Origin of the sequence: Halovenus amylolytica, assembly GCA_004015825.1 — an archaeon.
GTDB lineage: Archaea > Halobacteriota > Halobacteria > Halobacteriales > Haloarculaceae > Halovenus > Halovenus amylolytica.
This window is the reverse complement of sequence record SAYS01000014.1, coordinates 120,129-139,293: the sequence shown is the minus strand read 5'-3', so window position 1 is coordinate 139,293 and position 19,165 is coordinate 120,129. Positions and strand designations below refer to the sequence as shown.

Sequence of the window (19,165 nt, the reverse complement as noted above, 5' to 3'; positions counted from 1 at the left end):
AAGCCGCTGTTCAATTACGTCTGAGGAGGCTTCAGTGTACACAGCCGTTGCCTCCTCATTCCTGTCGAAAAGAAGTCCCGAAAAGCCGCCACTGTCACGACGTTCTGAGCTTAGCTAAAGACGGATGCAGATCCGTCGGGGTTTCGAATCCGGTCGTCGAAACCGGGGGACGATACGCGCGTCTAAACCGGCGTAAGAACGCCTGTGTCACTCGGTGAATTCTCAGAATAGAGAGGCCGTACCGTCTAAACAGAGATACATTCGTCTGCCACGCAGAGCCGTCTGTTCGGATAACGAATCGGTGTCCGTTCCAAATCCCACTCGGCCCCTGTTCGGGTTTGATCGGCCGCGACAGTTTCAAACCGAGCGTGTTCGCCAGTCCCAGCAACTGCTCGTTTGACGAGTGGATGTACTTTCCCCCCGCGTTGACAGAGTGGCCACCAACGGAAAGTAATTTGATTCGCCCCCCAATCTCTGGGGCACGCTCCAGAACCACGATTTCTGCGGGCTCTTCGGACTGCGTTCCCACTTGATACGCCATCGAACAGCCGGCGATTCCTGACCCTATAATACCGATTGTGTGTGAAGACATCGATTTATGTAGGTTTTGTTAAGAATTAATTGTTTGGATGAATATATATTATAATTTAACGGAAACGGCACAGAAACGTGAATAACGAGGCCTAGTTGAAACACTCAATCTGTGACCGTTTTCAAAGGCCGAGCTGAATAGACTCTCTACATCTCCCACGCTGATTTCAACATGTTGGAAGATCGCCACTGCATGAATAATGAACAGCTGTGCTAATTTTCGTGAGTAACGCTGCAGGCCTACTTTCCACGGGACAACATCGCCCGCAACTGCTCTCCTGAAAACAACGAAGTGGGCCGATCCATGTGGACTCCGATTTCACCTTCGAACAGTGACATCGCTTTCTCCTGAATTCCTTCCGGAATCGAGTACCCCTTCCGGAGCAGGTGGCCGATCGTAATCTCCCGTTCCAGTTCGTCGCGCCACTCGCGTTCGTAGATTTCGAGCGTGTCGGGATCGGCTGGATCGACGACGCGGGCGGCGATATCGGCCGCGGTCATCCCGTAGATGATTCCGCCGCCAGTAAAGGGTTTGTTCTGGCCCGCTGCATCGCCGATCAGGAGGACACGGCCGGTGTGGGTCTGTTCTGGCGGTCCGATCGGGATCAGTCCCGAACACCGGCGATCCGTCTCGGCCCCGTAGCCGGCTGTGAACTTCTCGTACCGTTCGTTGACGTCCTCGCTGGGTGCCATCGCCAGCCCGTACTCGACACCGGCGTCCCCGCGTGGAATCCGCCAGGCGAAAAACTCCGGGATGGTGAGGTGGACGTCGACGAAATCCTGGTGGTCGGGCTCGGGATCGAAGCCGAGCACGCCGTGGAGCAACTCGTCGGGGTCGGGAAGCCCGACCTCGCCGCGTACGCGGGAGTTGGGGCCGTCACAACCCGCCACGATTCGACCCTGGTGGGTTTCGAGGCCGTCGGGCCCCCGAACCTCGACGGTGACGGCGTCTCGTGACTCCGTGAGTCCGACGACGGTGTGATTTTCCCTGACTTCGGCACCTGCATCTTCGGCGGCTCGGGCGAGCGTCCGGTCGAGTTCGACGCGGTCGATCACGTTCGAGACGACACCGTCTTTGTAAAACCGGTGGGCCTCGCTGTCCGGTCCGCCCGTGTGAAAGCGCGCGCCGCGGATCTCGTTTTGCCTCAGTCGCTCGTGGGCGCTCTCCGGGACGAACTCCCAGATGTCCGTACTGACGTGACCCGAGCAGGCGAGCGGTTTGCCGACCGACCCCTGCTCGAAGACGACGACATCGAACCCTTGCTCGGCGACCCGGCGGGCGAACCGCGAGCCTGCGGGGCCACCCCCGACGACGACGAAATCGTACATATCAGTTAGTTCACTGCCAGTACCAAATCACTCACGGTTATAGGTTATACACTGTTTACCGCTTTCAGCGGCAATATATTCCGATAGGTCGGTACTTTCCCAGTTTCTCGCTCGCGAGTAAGCACGTTCCAGGGGTTGCCCAAGCACAAACGTATAGGAGGGTGGCAGTTGGCAATACAGTATGCTCTCTTCGACTGCCAAAAGCCTCAACAGACTGCTCGAATATATCTTTTCGAACACGACAGCCTCTGGTTCAAATGGGAATTTTCAAAAGCACGCCGTGTGCATCATCAGATAATGGTACTAGAGCAACTTGCATTCGGGTTGTTTGCATTTATCACGATCGCGAGCAGCCTGGGTGTCGTTCTCGTCCGCGATGTGTGGCACGCGGCGTTGCTGCTCGGTGTCGCCCTGACGAGCGTGGCGGCACACTACGTCATGCTGACTGCAGAGTTCATCGCCGTCATACAGGTGCTCGTGTACATCGGCGGTGTACTCGTGTTGCTTACATTTGCGGTGATGCTCACACGCGAGGAGGAACCCGACGAAACCGAGGGAGGGAGCCTGGCAACCGAGGAATCAGACGGGACCGTCGCGGAGGTGAGTCGATGACGACCCGTCCGGAACTGATCGATATCGACAGGAGTCTCCTCCCGGGGCTGATCGCTGTCGGTGTATTCGCTCTCTTCACCGCGATCATCTTCTCGGCAGAGTTCGGATCGATTGCGGGCTTTACCGAAGGCGGGATCAGTATCGTCGAGGATATCGGCTACGCGCTGATCGGTGTCCCGGGCGAAGGGACGATCGACGGGACCGAAGATTTCCTCGTCGCGCTCTTGCTCGTCGCAGTGCTGCTCGATGCCGCTCTCGACGGTGCGTTGATGCTCGCAAAGCGTGACAACGGAGGTGAGAACTAGATGGCTGTCTCCATCGAGTGGTATCTGTTTCTCTCCGCAGCTATCTTCTCTATCGGGCTGTTCGGGATCCTGACCCAGCGCAACGCCCTCATGTTCCTGATGTCGGTCGAACTCCTGTTGAATGCGGCCAACATCAATCTGGTCGCGTTCTCGCTGTACTGGGGGAACCTGACGGGTCAGCTGTTCGCGCTGATCGTGATCGCACTCGCGGCCGCCGAGGTCGCGATCGGGATCGGGATCATCCTCACGGTGAACCGCAACTTCGACAACATCGACGTCACAGAAGCAGCGACGATGAGGTGGTAAGATGGTCGGAGCACTCGCTGCCGGCGTCCCACTGTTCGGACCGGGGATCGAAGCCGCGGAACTGACTGCTTTGTTCCCACTCCTGACTTTCATCATCATCGTCTTCTTCGGGAGCTACCTCCCGCTGAAGGGTGCGATCCCGGGGATCGCTGCGACAGGTGGCGCCTTGCTTGTCTCTCTCTGGGGTGTCGCTGACATCGCGACCGGAGCGGGCCCACGCCACGAGACACTCCTGACATTTGTCGAGGGTGTCGCAGGTGAGGGGGTCACGCTTACGTTCGGTATTCTGATCGACCCACTCGCAATCCTGATGCTGACGATCGTCTCGTTGATCTCCTTCCTCGTCCACATCTTCTCGCTCGGCTATATGAACGACGAGGGAGAGATCGACCTCCCAAGATACTACGCTGGTCTCTCCCTGTTCACGTTCTCGATGATGGCTTTCGTCTTCAGTGACAACCTGCTGATGTCTTTCGTCTTCTTCGAACTCGTCGGGCTCTGCTCGTTCATCCTGATCGGCTTCTGGTTCCGCGAGGCCGGCCCGCCGAGTGCCGCGAAGAAGGCCTTCCTCGTCACGCGGTTCGGGGATTACTTCTTCCTCATCGGTGTCGTGGCGGTACTCGGCACCTTCGGCACGGCGCAGTTCGCTGGCTCCGAATCCTTCGTCACGATCGCCACGGAGGCGCTCGAAACGGGTGCAACCGAGGGGATGACGACGTTCCTCGGCTTCGGTGAACAGGCCTGGATCACCGTGATCGGTCTGCTCGTCCTCGGTGGTGTGCTCGGGAAATCTGCCCAGTTCCCGTTCCACACCTGGCTGCCGGACGCGATGGAAGGTCCGACGCCCGTCTCGGCGCTCATCCACGCTGCGACGATGGTCGCGGCTGGTGTCTACCTAGTCGCCCGGATGTACGGCTTCTACGTGCTCTCGCCGACGGCGCTCTCGATTATCGCACTCGTCGGTGGCTTCACGGCCTTCTTCGCGGCGACGATGGCGCTGGTCAAACAGGAACTCAAGCAGGTGCTCGCCTACTCGACGATTTCGCAGTACGGCTATATGATGCTCGCACTCGGTGGCGGTGGCTACGTGGCTGCGGTCTTCCACCTGACGACACACGCCATCTTCAAGGCGCTGCTCTTCCTGGGTGCTGGCTCGGTGATCATCGCGATGCACCACAAGGAGAACATGTGGGAGATGGGCGGCCTGCGTTCGGAGATGCGGGTCACCTATCTGACCTTCCTCGCAGGGTCGCTCGCGCTCGCGGGTATCTTCCCCTTTGCGGGCTTCTGGTCCAAAGACGAGGTGCTCTACGAGACACTGGTGCACGGACTCGGCGGGTCGCCGGTCCTGCTCGTCGCCTACACCTTCGGCGCGCTGGCGGTCGTCCTCACCGGCTTCTACACCTTCCGGATGGTCTTTTTGACCTTCCACGGTGAGCCCCGGTCCGAACTGGCCGAAGATCCGGAACCGGTCCGCTGGAACGTGAAGTTCCCACTCGCCGTGCTGGGTGTCCTCTCGGTCGTTGCAGGCTTCCTCAACATGGGCGTGCTCAAGGACATCATCGGCGAGGAGAACCTCTTCTTGCACGAGTTTCTCGACGGCGTGACGATGGATGCAGATCTCGACGCGGCAGGACTGTCGGCCCACCACTACGCGGAGGTGCTCGAATCCAACTTCGCGGCCGGCTACGAGGTCGCGGGGCTGAGTCCGCTCGGCCCCGGCGCGCTCGCGACGGTGCTCGCGGTGGTTCCGGTGATCGGCGCGTGGTATCTCTTCCGCGGGCCGGATGTCGACCCGGTGATGACGAAACTCGGCGGTCTGCGGACACTACTTATGAACAACTACTATCAGGACGAGTATCAGGTCTGGCTTGCGACCGGTGTAACGCTTCCGATCGCGAAGGTTGCGAACAAATTCGATCAGGGCATCATCGACGGGCTCGTCGATGGAACCGGCGGCGTGAGTCTCTTTGCCGGTGAGCGGTTCCGGCGGATACAGAGTGGTGTGGTGACCAACTACGCTGCCTTGCTCACGCTGGGATTCCTGTTGCTCGTACTTATCTTCGCACTCGTCGGGGGGTGGATCTAGATGCTGATCGAACTTCTCGTCGCGGTCACGCTCGCCAGCGCACTCGTGGTGTTCATGGCCCCCGACCGGATCGCGCCGAAACTGGCGACGGCGTTGAGTCTGTTACCGCTCGGCATCGTCGCCGTGATGTGGACACAGTTCGATGCGGCCGGAAATGCGCTCAGGGCTGGCGGCGAACCTGCCTTCGCCTCGACGATAGAGTGGTTCGCACTCGGTCAGTACACGATCCAGTGGCAGGTCGGTGTCGACGGCGTGAGCTTCCCGCTGCTCGCGTTGACAGTCGTGTTGACGACGCTCGCGATGGTCTCCTCGTGGACGCCGATCGACGAGCGCCAGTCGCAGTTTTTCGGCCTGATGCTGGTGATGGAGACGGCCCTGATCGGCGTCTTCACCGCGCTGGATTTCTTCCTCTGGTTCGTCTTCTGGGAGGGCGTGCTCATCCCGATGTACTTCCTGATCTCGGTGTGGGGTGGCCCACGCCGGAAGTACGCCGGAACGAAGTTCCTCCTGTATACGAACCTGGCCTCGCTCGTGATGTTCGTCGGCCTGTTCGTCCTCGTACTCGGACTGGGTGGCTCGCTAACCGAAATCTCCCTGCCGGCGATCACGCAGGCGCTGGAAGCCGGTGAACTCGGCAGTTTCGCCGGCATCGAGGCCGACACCCTCCGAGTCGTGGCCTTCCTGCTCCTGTTCCTCGGCTTCGCGGTCAAGGTGCCAGTGGTACCCTTCCACACCTGGCTGCCGGACGCCCACGTTCAGGCTCCCACACCGGTTTCGGTGATGCTTGCCGGCGTGTTGCTGAAGATGGGGACCTACGCCCTGCTTCGGTTCAACTTCACGATGCTGCCTGACGTGGCCGCCGACTTCGCTGAGATACTCGCTGCGGTCGGACTGATCAGCGTCCTCTACGGCGCGATGCTGGCGATGGCCCAGAGCGATCTCAAGCGCATCGTCGCCTACTCCTCCATCTCCTCGATGGGCTACGTGATCATCGGCCTGGTCGCGTTCACACCCCACGGGATGGGTGGCGCGACCTTCCAGATGGTCAGCCACGGGCTGATCTCGGGGCTGATGTTCATGACCGTCGGCGTCCTCTACAACACAACCCACACGCGAATGGTCGGTGATATGGGCGGACTTGCAGATCGGATGCCGATTACGGCCTGGATCTTCGTCGCCGGTGCCTTCGGCTACATGGGGCTGCCACTGATGAGCGGCTTCGTCGCAGAGGTGCTGGTCTTCATCGGTGCCTTCGAGTCGACGGTCATCGCAGGCGCGCCGCTGTTTACTGCCGGTGCGATGTTCGGTATCGTCCTCGTCGCGGGCTATCTGCTCTGGGCGATGCAGCGGACACTGTTCGGGCCGTTCGAACTCGAAACCGACTACGAGGTCGGCCGTGCTCCGCTCCACGACATCGCACCGCTCGCGGTGTTGCTCGGACTCGTGATCTTGCTCGGTGTCCAGCCGGATCTCATCTACGAGGTGATCCAGGACGCCGTTGCACCGATCGTCGACAGTGCTGGCGAGAGTCTGATCGTGTCTACCGATTCTCTCTCAGAGATCGGAGGTGAGTTGCTATGAGTTCACTCGGAACACTCCCCGACTGGGCGGCTACTGCACCGGCGCTGATACTGCTTGGGACTGCCTTCGTCGTCCTCCTCGTCGATATGGTCGCGCCCGACGAACAAAACAGCGTGATGCTCTCGGGCGTCTCGGTGACGGGTGCACTTCTCGCGCTCGGAACGACGATCTGGTATCTCCTCTCCGGCACCGGCCAACCAGGGGCTGGTGATCTCGACGCCAACGGTGCGATCGAACTGTTCGGGGGGAGTCTGGTCGTCGACGGACTGTCACTGTTTTTCGCGGCGATCATCACGAGCGTCGTCCTCATGGTCGTCCTCGCGAGCTACGAGTACCTCAAAGATCTCCCGAACCAGTCGGAGTACTACTCGCTGGTCTTGCTCGCGGCGACCGGGATGGTGATGGTCACCTTCGCCAACAGCTTCGTGACCGCACTCATCAGCATCGAACTGGTCTCGCTACCATCCTACGCCCTCGTGGCATCGCTGAAAACCAACAAAGGAAGCGCCGAGGCTGGACTGAAGTACTTCCTGATCGGAGCGCTCTCGTCGGCCATCTTCATCTACGGTATCTCGCTGATCTACGTGACGACGGGTTCGCTGCAGTTCGACGCCGTCACCGCAGTGTTCGAAAACGGTGGCGTCGGTGAGCTTTCCGGACTACTGGGCCTGGGTGTGTTGATGATCATCGGCGGCGTCGGATTCAAGATTGCGGCTGTCCCGTTCCACTTCTGGGCGCCCGATGCGTACGAGGGCGCGCCGGCACCGATCTCGGCGTTCATCTCCTCGGCCTCGAAGGCGGCCGGCTTCGTGCTCGCCTTTCGGATCTTCGTCGACGTGTTCAGCTACAGCGAAGTGACGGATGCGATCGACTGGGTGATCGCCTTCCAGATCCTCGCCATCGTGACGATGACCGTCGCGAACTTCGCCGCGCTCAAACAGACCAAGGTCAAACGGATTCTGGCCTACTCCTCGGTCGCACACGCGGGCTACGTGTTGATCGCGCTCGCGGCACTGACTGGCGGCGCTGATGGGGCCTTCGTGCTCGGTTCCGGACTGGCACACCTCATGGTCTATGGCTTCATGAACACCGGTGCATTCCTTTTCATCGCACTGACGGAGTACTGGGATATCGGCCGACAGATCGAGGATTTCTACGGGCTCGGCCGACAGGCGCCCGTCGCCTGCGGGGCGATGACTATCTTCCTGTTCTCCCTTGCAGGACTCCCACTCGGTGGCGGCTTCCTCTCGAAGTTCTACCTGCTGTGGGTCTCGATCGAAGGCGAGGTTGCGCTGCTCGGGATCGCACTCGTCGCGAACAGCGTCGTCTCGCTGTTTTATTACACCGGGATCGTCAAAGCGCTCTGGGTCGAAGAGCCAGCCGGTGAACTGGAGATCACACAGTACCCGACCGGGCTGTACGCAGCGATCGTCCTCGCCGCAATCATGACAGTGCTACTGCTCCCGGGCTTCGGTGTTGTTGTCGAGTTTGCCGAGACTGCAGCTGGAATGGTCGCGTAGAAACGAGTCAGCTACTGCTGGCCTTGCCAGATCTTCCACTCGCCGTCACTGTTTTGCGCGACGATTATCCGGCTCGTCGTCGACTGGTCGACTTCCTGCCCGGCCACTTCTCCGGAGATCGAGATTTCAGCCTCGACGACCTGGAACTCGTCGACTGTGTCGTACTCGTCTGCACTGTAGCCGCTGTCAGTATCGACGGTCTCGGCGTTTTCGACCGAGTACTCCACACTTTCGAACTGCCTGATATTCTGGGGTGGTGTACCGGGAGAGTCTTGGTGATACAGGCTCCGTGCCCGCTCACCGTCACCGTCGTTGAGTGCGCTCGCGAACTCTTCGACGACGCCTGTGGGCCCGCTGCTGTCCGATCCGCCACATCCTGCGATCGCGAGGCTACTTGCAGCGACGACTCCTGCCAAATACTCCCTCCGTTGCATGATACTCACGTTTACTAAACTCATACATAGTAATTGTGATATGGTTCTAACACAACGACCGACGCGCCAGTGGGGCTTCTCTTGGGTTACAATCTGGATACCGTTTGGTATTCTTTCACAGATGCCAGTATCCATATTACCGATGGACCCCGGGTAGTAACTGATGCAACGGAGACAACTACTTGCAGCAGTCGGTGCAACGGCGATAGTCAGTCTGGCAGGCTGTTCGATACTGGGCGGTGACGACGAGCTGACGCTCGATAGCCCCGTCGAGGCGGTCGAAGCGTGGCACGAAGCGATCACCGAGCAGGATCTGGATGCGGTCGATACGATTCTTCATAGCCAGTCGCCGATCCGTCCAGTCGAGGAACCCCAGGAGACAGAAGGCAACATCTCGGTCGATAGTGTCGATGTCGACGTTGTCGAGGAGAGTCTCGATCAAAGCGGTGTCGAAACGGAACTCTCTGGAATCGATGTCGACAGCGACACTATCTCCACCTTTGCGGAGGCCGAGAACGCGGTCGTGGAGGGACAGATCACGCTCTCGCTCGGTGAGGAGTCACAGGAGCAGCAGGTGCGTCACTTTCTCGCAATCGAGGATGGTGATTGGAGGCTCGTCGTCTAGTCGACGGTTCAAAACTGCCAAGTACCGACGCTGATTTGCTGATCGTATGAAAGCGACAGCCAAAGCCCACCCGATACAGGGACTCATCAAATACCACGGGATGCGCGACGAGCAACTGCGACTCCCCTACCACGATTCGATCAGCGTCTGTACCGCACCGAGTCACACCAAAACCACCGTCGAGTTCGATCCCGACCTGAACGAGGATCTGTATCGGATCGACGGCGAAGCGGTCGACGGCCGCGGTGCAGAACGGATCGAGATGGTCGCCGACCACGTCCGCGAGCTGGCCGGCATCGACGACCGCGTCCGGTTCGAATCCGAGAACTCCTTCCCGACGAATATCGGCTTTGGCTCCTCCTCGTCCGGATTCGCGGCCGCAGCGACGGCACTTGTCGAGGCTGCCGGGCTGGAGATGAGCCGGCCGGAGATCTCGACAGTTGCCCGCCGAGGGTCGTCGTCGGCCGCCCGCGCCGTGACGGGCGCGTTCTCACATCTCTACACCGGGCTGAACGACGACGACTGCCGATCGAAGCGGATTCCAGTGCCGGACGAACTCGAAGACGACCTGCGGATCGTCGCCGGCATGGTTCCCTCCTACAAGGAAACCGAGCAGGCACACGAGGAGGCCGCAGACAGCCACATGTTCGAGTCCCGGCTGGCACACATCCACGAACAGATCGCGACGATGCGCGATGCGCTCCGCGAGGGCTCCTTCGACCGTGCCTTCGAGCTGGCCGAACACGACACGCTCTCGCTCGCTGCCACGACGATGACCGGGCCGGCGGGGTGGGTCTACTGGCAGCCACGCACGATCGAGATTTTCAACACCGTCCGAGAACTCCGCGACGATGGACTTCCCGTCTACTTCTCTGTCGACACCGGCGCGAGCGTCTACGTCAACACCACTGCCGAACACGCCGAGGAAGTCGAGGCTGCGATCGCCGACTGTGGCGTCGATACGCGCATCTGGGAGGTCGGCGGCCCGGCGCGTGTGCTCGACGAGAGCGAAGCGCTGTTCTGAGATTGTATCAGTAGAATAAATTAACTGGCCCGTATATCTGTTGACATGGTCGGGGTTCAGACCAGGACTGGGAGTTCAGTTGTCGCCTTTTTCATTGCACTTCTCGTCGCAACAGGTTTGGGGCTGATTTTCGGTGATGGTCTCCAGCAGTCGCTGGTGTTTGCAGCACCGATCGCTATCGGCATGGGTGTCGGATTCTATCTGTTTGCGGATACCGGAACAGGGAATTAAAAGAACTCCTGGAGATAGACTGGCTGCCGTTCGAACAGAGATGCGAGTGGCTCACAGAGTGATTTAGTCCGAATATCGAGTCCACCCAGTCGACTGGCCGTCTCGACCCCGTGGGTTCCGACGGCCAACTGCGAGAGTGTCCCGATCTCGACGGTCAGATCCGGCTCCCCTGTCGCCTGGGGCCGCACTGTCGCGTCGCCGTCCACCACCGAGAGGCTGAACCGTCCGTCGTTTCTCTCGACCAGTGGATCGTCGACACTGATCGTGCAGTCGAGATCTATCTCCGGCCAGGAGAGTGTTTCGAGCGCTGACACTGCAGTCAGTCTGACCATCGCCCCGGGACTGAGTGTACACTCGATCTGTTTCGGCCGTTCGACTCGATCGAGCAGGTTGTACTCGGGCGGGCGCTTCAGGACGATCGTCTCGATCTGTGCGCCGTGTCCACCCAGGAAATTCAAGATACCACGGTTAGCCTCCTCGTCACTGGCAGCGATGTCGGCGACAGAGAGTGTGCCCTCGTTGTCGACGCTGTAGACCAGATAGCCTTCCAGGGTTCCGTCGCGCTCGTAGCCGTAGATGTAGGGATCGGTTCCGCCGGTCCAGGCCGACAGTGTCCGGTCGTGCCACCACTGCTCGGACCGTCGCATCGACAGTCCGAAGCCCTCGCTGTCGGCTGTCTCGACGGGACGGAGCCGTTCCCAGTCAGTCGCATCGAGGGGTTGCATCTGTCCCGATACGTCGTACTCTGGCAGCGCCGCCGGTGGAAACTCGAATCGTTTGCGCTTGTGGGCGACTCCCCAGCCGAGATTCCTGTAAAATGATGTCGAGAACGGCCAGAGCGCGACGAATCCGACACCGTTGTCGTGATACTCCTCGATGGCGCTCCGACAGAGATCCCGGCTGTGTCTCTGCCCTCGATGCTCGGGTGCTGTCGCCACTGCACCGAGCCCGCCGATCTTCTGGAACTCCCCGCGGAGGCGGGCGTCGAAGTAGTAGAGCTTGCAGGTACCGAGGAGTTCGTCCCCGTCGTAGAGTCCGCGCTGGTCGAACAGCGTCGGCGGCCACGCTGTCTCTGGCTGGTCGGTGACTGGCCCACGCTCGGGACTGAACGCGTAGCGTAGAATCTCCCGATACCGTCTTCTGTCGCCTGCGGGAACTGGGCGAAACTCGACCATACGCCGGTATCTTCCGCCTCGATAATGAGTGTACGGGCTCCGAACGTTAGTCCAGTTCGACTCCGTGAATCTCGTCCAGCTCCTCGACAGTCGGTGCTTTGACCACAGTCACCCGATCACCGTCCGTCTGGATCGTCAGCGCCATCTCGTAGTCGCTGTTGGCACCGAACTCGTAGGTCCGGTCGGAGCCCTCGACGGGCTGGCCGCCACGGTATTCGATCATCTGCTGGTAACTCTCCACGAACGGTTCGGCGTCGGCTGCCGTCTCCCACTGTAGCGACCAGGCAGTCGCCGTTTCGTTCGTGTCGGCGTGCGTGTAGACGTAGAGTTTGTCGTCACGCCAGCCCTCCGTCTCCGGGTGGTCGTAGTTGAGCGGGTTGAACCGGTCGACCTCGCCATCTTCGTCGAGGTTCAGAATTTCCTGTGGCCTGTAGATCGAGACCTGCCCGCCAGTCTCGTAGGTCGGTGTCTTGAACATCGCAGAGATGCCTGCGATACCGACAGTGTCGTAGTTCGGCTCTTCGGGGAAGGCCAGACGCTCCCACTGATCGGCACTCTCGTCCGGAACGGTGATATCTCCCAGTTCGAGCTCTCCGTAGCTGCCCGGATTGACGGTATAAAAGGCACTCTGCGGCGGGTCCTCGTAGAGGTCGTTGACGCCCTCCCAGCCGTCACTTCGCTCGAATATCTGCTGGATGAAGTTCGGGCCGTCGCTGTAGGGCTGGAAGTTGGTGAAGTACAGCCCCCAGTTCGCTGGCTCCTGTGCGCTGGCACCGTTTCCAGTTCCGCTGTCGCCACCCCCTTCGGTGACGCAGTTCCACAGTCCCTCCGCACAGGCAGTCCGGTATCTGTTTTCGATCAGACTGACGTCACCCTCGATGAGTCCCAGGATACCACTGTTCATATCCGACGTCTCGCGGCTGTACTGGCTCAGATTGAACTGCTGATCCTGGACTGCGTGGCCGAGTTCGTGGGCGAGGACTGGTTCGTTGATCCGCAGACTCTCCGGATCGTCGGTGACGATCCTGATCTCGTTCTCCCGGAAGTTGTAGCTCCCGCCGATAGTAGCTCCCCGGTTCTGCTCGCGTTCGTCGATCGAGTTGTTCTGACTGCTGACCAGCAACAGCGTCTCCAGCTTTGCGTTGTCGAACTGGCTCTCGCTGGCCGGGATACTCTCGAACTGACCGGACTGCTCGTCCTGGAACTCCTCGCGTGTCAGGATCTCGACCGACGGAAGCCCTTCCGGTGCGTCGTGACAGCGCATCGCCTCGAACCGTGCGGCTGCCCGTGCACTGAGTTTTTCGAGTTCCGTCTCGTTGAGCCCATCTGAGGCGTTGATGTCGATCGACTCGTTGTACCAGTAGCCATCGACGAAGCCGACGACGCCGTTTTCGTCCGCCGGATCAGCGAAATCGTCCGGCTGTGTCGCAGCACACGAGTCGACCACGTCGTCGAGTGTCTGGATCTCCTCACCCTGCTCTGTCTGGTCGGTTGGCTCTGCTTGCTCGTCGGTCGCCTCACCAGGTACTGACAGGTCGTCGTGATCACCGGGTGACAGGGCCGTGGAATCGACGGCACCGATACCCGCAATCATCAGAAAGACCAGTCCGATTACCAGGAGCGGCTTGCCATCACTCATTACAGGCGTATTGTTAGCGGATCAAAATAAGGACTCTCCTTAGAACCAGGGCGGCCGCTCGACCTCCCGGTCGGACTGGTCGCTGTCGGCGTCTGGCTGGTGATCGGACTCCCGTTCGATGACGGAATGGATGCCACCGTCGGACATCGCCGACGTGATGTCGATCTCGTCGGGGTGGTAGACCGAATCGCGGTCGCGTGCGCTTCCGGGATCGAAGGCCAGCAGTGCCGTCACAGCGAGGACGATCAGTGCAACGGGGGCCTCACTCGGGACGAGACCGACGATCGAAAGTGAGAGCACACCGAGTGCCACTGCGCTCCCGAAGCGGAACCGGTCTAGTTCGACCGCGTTGCGCAGCCACGGGCTGGTGACCGCGACGACGAGTGCGAAGGCCACACCGACGCTGGCTGCGGCCACTGCACGGGCGATCAGTATCGGGTCCAGCTGGATCGACAGCGTGGCGCCGGACGGCGAGAGACTCGCTACCAGTCCCAGCAGGATGATGACCGCTGGCCCCGGCAGATACTCACCGACCCTGGAACTGGCAGTCGAGGCGGCGACAGAGAGGATCACGAGCGCAGCGAACCGCTCGAAGATGGCGATATCGACCACCGACGCGAGCGTCGGTGCGATGGCTGCCTGGATCGCCGCTGCGGGGATGATCAACGCCCCTACGGCGAGTACGATTTTGGCCTGCTCGCGTGGGCTTTCCTGCATCTCTGCGAGGATCACTGCGACCATCGCGCTCCCGCCGAAGATCAACAGGCCGACTTCGACGATGCCGACAGGGCTAGAGAGTGCGCCGCTCAATACGATGGCGGCAAACACACCGTCGACCAGTGGGAGCGCCATCACGATGGCGAGCAGCCGCGTCGACGAGCGAACGCGGCGCTGCAGGGAGAGCGCTCGTGGGTGTCGTGATTGACTCATCTGCCCTTAGACGTGGCCCTCACCCGTGGCCTGTGGGTAGCTCCGTCGCTCCCCAGTCGGGAGCGGGATCTGTGGCGTCCTGCCAGCCGGGACGAACCACCCAAAATTTGAATGCTGCACCGCGAAATTGCGTCCCAGTGTCTTTGTGCCCCAGCTAGGTGCGGAACACGTCTGTCGAACACTACCTTCGCTGGTGGGACGCACGGTGTTCATGATTGTTAATACTATTTAATGACGTAAAATGGTTGCGTGAGATACGGACACACACCTCAGCGTTTGCCCGATAGCTCTGCATACGTGAACCGCTTCCCGATTAAAACAGAATACCTGAATAAGTTTGCCCGATCTGGTTCTGTCTGGGATATTCGGAGGGGCTCGGTGAACGACTGGTCAGAAATCTCTCTGTAGCCCGTCTCGCAACGTTTTTCAGCCATCGCATCTGACGGCTCACATGGCGAAGGATTCGGAACCTTTCTCGGAGAAACTCCGCGTACCGGAGGCTCTGACATTCGACGACGTACTGCTACGACCGAAAGAGAGTGCGATCGAACCGGACGAGGCGGATACGAGCACGCGCGTCTCGAAAAATGTTCGGCTGAATATCCCTGTTCTCTCTGCGGCGATGGATACGGTCACGGAGAGCGAACTGGCTATCGAGATCGCTCGCCACGGTGGGCTCGGTGTCCTCCATCGCAACATGGATCTCGACGCGATGGTCGAGGAGATCGAACAGGTCAAACAGGCCGACGAACTCATCATCCGCGAGGTCATCACGGCAGAGCCCGGGCAGACTATCAGGGAGGTCGACCGGATGATGAACGAGGCGGGCGTCTCCGGTGCCCCGGTCATCGACGACGACGACGAGGTACTGGGCATCATCTCCGGGACGGACATCCGTCCGTATCTGGAGGTGGGTGAAAGTGACGAGGTCCGGGAAGCGATGACCGACGAGGTCATCACGGCCGGCGAGGATGTCACGCCCCGCGAAGCGCTCGAACTGATGTACGAACACAAAATCGAGCGCGTCCCGATCGTCGACGACCAGAACCGGCTGACCGGACTGATGACGATGGCCGGCATCCTCCAGCGCCGGGAGTACGACAACGCCGTCCGCGACGAAAGTGGACACCTCCGCGTCGGTGCAGCAGTCGGCCCCTTCGAGACCGACCGCGCCCAGGCCGCCGACGAGGCCGGCGCAGATATCCTTTTTATCGACTGCGCCCACGCGCACAACTCGAACGTCGTCGAGAGCGCCCGTGAGATCAAAGACCAAACGAGTGCTGATGTGGTCGTCGGAAACATCGGGACCCGGGAGGCCGCCCGCGACGTTGCCGACTTCGCCGACGGTGTCAAGGTCGGTATCGGCCCGGGCTCGATCTGTACGACACGGGTCGTCACCGGCGCAGGGATGCCACAGATCACGGCGATCGCACAGGTCGCCGACGTGGCCAGCAAACACGATATCCCGGTGATCGCCGACGGCGGCATCCGGTACTCCGGTGACGCTATCAAGGCGATCGCCGCCGGTGCCGACGCGGTCATGATGGGATCGTACTTCGCGGGCACCGACGAAGCGCCGGGTCGTGTCATCACGATGAACGGCAAGAAGTACAAGCAGTACCGCGGGATGGGTAGTGTCGGTGCGATGCAGTCCGGTGGCGGCGACCGCTACCTCAAAGACGACGACGAAGAAGAGTTCGTGCCGGAGGGTGTCGAGGCGGCGACACCGTACAAGGGCACGCTCGAATCCGAACTCCGACAGCTCGTCGGCGGGATGCAGTCCGGGATGGGATACGTCGGTGCGGAATCGATCCCGGTTTTCAAAGAACGCGCGGAGTTCGTCCGTGTCTCCTCGGCCGGCCAGCAGGAGAGTCACCCACACGACGTCGTGATTACTGACGAAGCGCCGAACTACAGTCCGGACGGCAGCTGATCCTGATCGCGACCCGCTCTTTTCGAGCGGACAGCGTGGCTTCGAAGCCCTTTTAGCCGTGCCTGTGGAATCGGGCGGCATGGAATTGGATCGGGCAACGATCGCACAGGTCGTCGTCTCTGTGATCGCTGTCGCGATGTTCGTCGCAGGATTGGTGGTAATAAGTACGATGTACGGGAGTGAATCCGGTGGTGAGGTGCAAGTGTCAGCCGACGGCGGGCTGGCGCTCATCGGACTCATGGCCGTCTTTATTATCCTGATGCCCACGCTCGGCTACATGGTCGAGCGCATGAAATCCGACGACGACGAGGCTGGATAATCAGGAATCTGCGGACTGCTCACGCCAGTCGGACAACTCTTCTTCGTCTGCATCGTCGAGTTTCGCGTCGTAGTATCCCAGCGGGTGCGAGATCGTCTCGCAGAGATCGTCCATATTCACACAGTCGCCGTACGATTGCATCGTCGAACAGGAGGGCGGTGAGTACTCTGTCGGACTGGTCTTCCCCCGGATGTGATCGACCTGGTACCGCGTCGCCTCCTCGCCGAAGCCTGGATTCACCTGGAACAGTTCGACGATCTCGTCTGTCGTCATCCCGATGGAGGTCAGGAAGGTCGCGATGGCGAACCGGGAGTGGTGTGGCAGGTGTTCACCCTTCTGGACCTGATCCAGCAGATAGGTCATACAGGGCGGGAACAGCTCCGGCACGACAGTGTCGATATCCTGCGTGAGATCGAGTTCGGCCAGCAGTTCCCTGACGTGTTCACACTCCGATTCCAGTGACTCACCGATCGTCTCCGGAACGGAAAGCGGGAGCCCCTCTTCGACGCGCTGGCGGGTGGCCTGGCGGATCAACACCAGCAGCTCGGCTTTCGTGACCGGTACCTCGCTGTCGTGCAGGTTTCGGTTGACCAGTCGCCACTCGTCACCACGCTCGTCGGCGGCGAGTTCCAGATAGGTTCCGACGGCGACCGCGTAGCCGTCCGGGGTCTCCCGGACCGACTCTGCAATCTCGAACTCCGAGAGGAGACTCTCGAGTGTCAGCTGTTCACGGGACTGGCTTTTGAGTGCCGTCGTCGCTGTGAAATCCGCCTGGAACTGGTCGTGGGCGGTCCGCGCCTCCGCCCGGGCGTACTTGCGCGTGAGCACGTGTTCGTCGACGAGCGAGACCAGCACCCTCGCGATAGGGTACGAGAGCAGTTCGATGCGCGTCCGGCGGTGTTGATCGCCAACAGTGCCCGAATCCAGTGCGCTCTCGACGCGGCCGACGGCCCGGGCGACGACTTCGTCTTCGCGCTCGATGACCCGTCCGAGATCCACGTTTGCCGACTCCACTGCTGCTCGTGCGCCCTGTAAGAACGGGTATCGAGCGTGGAGCTGTTTCATCGAACTTCGATTACACGGCCGCGAGCAAAAGTCCGGCGGTCACTCCCTTCTGTCGAGTTCTTCGAGATACTGCTCGGGGTCGCCGCCGTCGCTGACCAGACTCCGGTACTCGCTGCGGTCGACCTCGATCGTTTTCGTCTCTCCTTGCTGGATAATTTCGAGCGAGACAGTCCCCTGCGGGTTGTTCCGCAGTCGTGTCGAGGCGATCGCACTGAAGACGAACCACAGCGCGATCGCACAACCGAGACCGTAGACCAGCAGGGTTTCGAAGGCAAGTGGGTCTGCCGTCCGTGTCCACCGATCCGGATAGGCGTAGCTGAACAGGTAGACGCCGACGCCGGCAAGCCCTGTTCCGACGGCGACACCCAGGCGCTGTCTGGCACTCGCGGGCAGGACGACCACGACACCGGCGAGCATCGCTGGTACACCGAGCCCCGCGGTGATACCCGCGGACAGTTTCGTCGTCGAGTCCGTCCCACCGACCCAGATCAGACCGATCGCGGCGACGATCGCCACGGCCCCGACAGCGAGAAGCAAACCGCCGGCCAGCACTCGCCGTGAGATGGCGTCACCGGGACGCTGGCTGTACGTCTCGTCGAGGCTCGTCATACAGAATCCTTGCTGATCCCTCTACTAAACAATGCGTCAGACAGACGCATGACACAGAGCTATCTGTCCGTCTCAAAAACGAGTGAAACAGTTCAGTTACTCTGGATCCGTGGCGCGAGCATGTAGGTGACGTTGCCCTCGCCCTCTGCGATGTCGAAGTGGAGTTTGACCGGGAACTCCTCGCCGAGTTCCATCGTCACTTCGGCGTCTTTCGGGATCGCCTTGTTCAGATCCTGCAGATAATCGAGCGAGTACAGCGAAGAGGCCTTCCCAGCGACGAGATCGATCAGATCCTCACTATCGAGCTCCAGATGGACGTCGTCAGTGTCGCCCTGTGCTTTCACGTAGAAGAGCTCGTCAGTATCGTCGACGCCGAGTTCGATGTGGTCGCTGACCATATCGGCGGCTGTGACCGCCCGGTCGATATCCCGGCCCTCGATGACGATCGTCGAGGAGAGATCGAGATCCGGTAGATCCGGCTCTTCACGGATCGACTCCGGATCGATCAGTGCGAGCGTGTACTCCAGCCCGTCGATAGAGATGTGTAGTTTCCGGGTTTCCTCGTCCAGTTCGAGCTCGACCAGCTGTCCGCTGTCGGCCATCCCCGCGATATCCTGCAGGCGAACCAGATTGACACCGATCAGACCGCCATCAGCCTCGTAGGATTCGAACGCAGACGCATTCAGCGAGAGATCGACCATACCGACGTTGGCAGGGTCGACGGCCCTGATTTCGATTCCTTCTTCGTCGAGGTGGATCTTGCACTCGTCCACCAATACGCCCACCGAACCGAGCGTCGATTGCAGTCGTTCCGCGCGCACGATGGCCTTGAACATCTTGATGCGGGC

At 60.5% G+C, this 19,165-nt stretch carries 20 protein-coding genes; 11 read left to right on the top strand and 9 right to left on the bottom strand.

Annotated features, from left to right (window positions below; all coding sequences use genetic code 11):
* Positions 1–94: 94 nt before the first annotated feature.
* On the bottom strand, positions 95–592 hold the full coding sequence (locus EOW68_RS12030) for an NAD(P)-binding protein (RefSeq protein WP_128225406.1): 498 nt from the start codon (positions 590–592) through the stop codon (positions 95–97).
* 239 nt (positions 593–831) lie between these two features.
* The gene (locus EOW68_RS12025; RefSeq protein ID WP_128225405.1) at positions 832–1,920 is read right to left on the bottom strand and encodes a geranylgeranyl reductase family protein; all 1,089 of its coding nucleotides are present in this window, start codon (positions 1,918–1,920) and stop codon (positions 832–834) included.
* A 297-nt stretch (positions 1,921–2,217) separates the two neighbouring features.
* Between EOW68_RS12025 and EOW68_RS12020 the strand changes: the two genes are divergently transcribed.
* Genes EOW68_RS12020 through EOW68_RS11995 form a run of 6 tightly spaced genes read left to right on the top strand, consistent with a single transcriptional unit; the run spans position 2,218 to position 8,333 of the window.
* Positions 2,218–2,532: an NADH-quinone oxidoreductase subunit J gene (locus EOW68_RS12020; protein ID WP_128225404.1), complete on the top strand. Its 315-nt coding sequence runs from the start codon at positions 2,218–2,220 to the stop codon at positions 2,530–2,532.
* Positions 2,529–2,837, top strand: coding sequence for a hypothetical protein (locus EOW68_RS12015; protein WP_128225403.1), 309 nt, complete (start codon positions 2,529–2,531; stop codon positions 2,835–2,837). The genes EOW68_RS12020 and EOW68_RS12015 overlap by 4 nt, the downstream gene beginning before the upstream one ends.
* Positions 2,838–3,143, top strand: a complete 306-nt coding sequence (gene nuoK / locus EOW68_RS12010; protein WP_128225402.1) for an NADH-quinone oxidoreductase subunit NuoK — start codon at positions 2,838–2,840, stop codon at positions 3,141–3,143.
* Position 3,144: 1 nt separating this feature from the next.
* Positions 3,145–5,232, top strand: coding sequence for an NADH-quinone oxidoreductase subunit L (gene nuoL / locus EOW68_RS12005; protein WP_128225401.1), 2,088 nt, complete (start codon positions 3,145–3,147; stop codon positions 5,230–5,232).
* Positions 5,233–6,813: a complex I subunit 4 family protein gene (locus EOW68_RS12000; RefSeq protein WP_128225400.1), complete on the top strand. Its 1,581-nt coding sequence runs from the start codon at positions 5,233–5,235 to the stop codon at positions 6,811–6,813.
* On the top strand, positions 6,810–8,333 hold the full coding sequence (locus EOW68_RS11995) for an NADH-quinone oxidoreductase subunit N (RefSeq protein ID WP_128225399.1): 1,524 nt from the start codon (positions 6,810–6,812) through the stop codon (positions 8,331–8,333). Before EOW68_RS12000 ends, EOW68_RS11995 begins: the two co-directional genes overlap by 4 nt.
* An 11-nt stretch (positions 8,334–8,344) precedes the next feature.
* Here EOW68_RS11995 and EOW68_RS11990 read toward each other — a convergent pair whose 3' ends face one another.
* Positions 8,345–8,767, bottom strand: a complete 423-nt coding sequence (locus EOW68_RS11990; RefSeq protein ID WP_128225398.1) for a nuclear transport factor 2 family protein — start codon at positions 8,765–8,767, stop codon at positions 8,345–8,347.
* 163 nt (positions 8,768–8,930) lie between these two features.
* Here EOW68_RS11990 and EOW68_RS11985 point away from each other — a divergent pair, with 163 nt between their 5' ends.
* From EOW68_RS11985 to EOW68_RS11975, 3 genes are read left to right on the top strand one after another with little or no spacing between them, the layout of a single operon-like run.
* Positions 8,931–9,392 carry a hypothetical protein gene (locus EOW68_RS11985; RefSeq protein ID WP_128225397.1) on the top strand — a complete coding sequence of 154 codons (462 nt, stop codon included), beginning with the start codon at positions 8,931–8,933 and terminating at the stop codon, positions 9,390–9,392.
* A gap of 46 nt (positions 9,393–9,438) precedes the next feature.
* Positions 9,439–10,416 carry a phosphomevalonate decarboxylase MvaD gene (gene mvaD / locus EOW68_RS11980; RefSeq protein ID WP_128225396.1) on the top strand — a complete coding sequence of 326 codons (978 nt, stop codon included), beginning with the start codon at positions 9,439–9,441 and terminating at the stop codon, positions 10,414–10,416.
* A gap of 45 nt (positions 10,417–10,461) precedes the next feature.
* The gene (locus EOW68_RS11975; RefSeq protein WP_128225395.1) at positions 10,462–10,647 is read left to right on the top strand and encodes a hypothetical protein; all 186 of its coding nucleotides are present in this window, start codon (positions 10,462–10,464) and stop codon (positions 10,645–10,647) included.
* Here the strand turns inward: EOW68_RS11975 and EOW68_RS11970 are convergent.
* Genes EOW68_RS11970 through EOW68_RS11960 form a run of 3 tightly spaced genes read right to left on the bottom strand, consistent with a single transcriptional unit; the run spans position 10,644 to position 14,391 of the window.
* Positions 10,644–11,822: a GNAT family N-acetyltransferase gene (locus EOW68_RS11970; RefSeq protein WP_128225394.1), complete on the bottom strand. Its 1,179-nt coding sequence runs from the start codon at positions 11,820–11,822 to the stop codon at positions 10,644–10,646. The genes EOW68_RS11975 and EOW68_RS11970 overlap by 4 nt on opposite strands.
* Before the next feature lie 46 nt (positions 11,823–11,868).
* Positions 11,869–13,461 carry an Hvo_1808 family surface protein gene (locus EOW68_RS11965; RefSeq protein WP_128225393.1) on the bottom strand — a complete coding sequence of 531 codons (1,593 nt, stop codon included), beginning with the start codon at positions 13,459–13,461 and terminating at the stop codon, positions 11,869–11,871.
* A gap of 39 nt (positions 13,462–13,500) precedes the next feature.
* On the bottom strand, positions 13,501–14,391 hold the full coding sequence (locus EOW68_RS11960) for a DUF5794 domain-containing protein (RefSeq protein WP_128225392.1): 891 nt from the start codon (positions 14,389–14,391) through the stop codon (positions 13,501–13,503).
* 451 nt (positions 14,392–14,842) lie between these two features.
* Here EOW68_RS11960 and guaB point away from each other — a divergent pair, with 451 nt between their 5' ends.
* Together guaB and EOW68_RS11950 are read left to right on the top strand one after the other, a co-directional pair.
* Complete coding sequence (gene guaB / locus EOW68_RS11955) at positions 14,843–16,324, top strand: IMP dehydrogenase (protein ID WP_128225391.1); 1,482 nt, start codon at positions 14,843–14,845, stop codon at positions 16,322–16,324.
* A 79-nt stretch (positions 16,325–16,403) separates the two neighbouring features.
* Complete coding sequence (locus tag EOW68_RS11950; RefSeq protein WP_128225390.1) at positions 16,404–16,643, top strand: DUF7472 family protein; 240 nt, start codon at positions 16,404–16,406, stop codon at positions 16,641–16,643.
* Here the strand turns inward: EOW68_RS11950 and priL are convergent, their stop codons facing one another.
* From priL to EOW68_RS11935, 3 genes are all read right to left on the bottom strand, one after another.
* The gene (gene priL, locus EOW68_RS11945; protein ID WP_128225389.1) at positions 16,644–17,708 is read right to left on the bottom strand and encodes a DNA primase regulatory subunit PriL; all 1,065 of its coding nucleotides are present in this window, start codon (positions 17,706–17,708) and stop codon (positions 16,644–16,646) included. It lies immediately after the preceding gene.
* 39 nt (positions 17,709–17,747) lie between these two features.
* Positions 17,748–18,317 (bottom strand): cell division protein CdpA domain-containing protein, encoded by a 570-nt coding sequence (locus EOW68_RS11940; RefSeq protein WP_128225388.1) that lies wholly within the window; start codon positions 18,315–18,317, stop codon positions 17,748–17,750.
* A gap of 92 nt (positions 18,318–18,409) precedes the next feature.
* Entirely contained in the window at positions 18,410–19,153 is a 744-nt protein-coding gene (locus EOW68_RS11935; RefSeq protein WP_128225387.1) for a DNA polymerase sliding clamp, read from the bottom strand.
* Positions 19,154–19,165 lie beyond the last annotated feature (12 nt).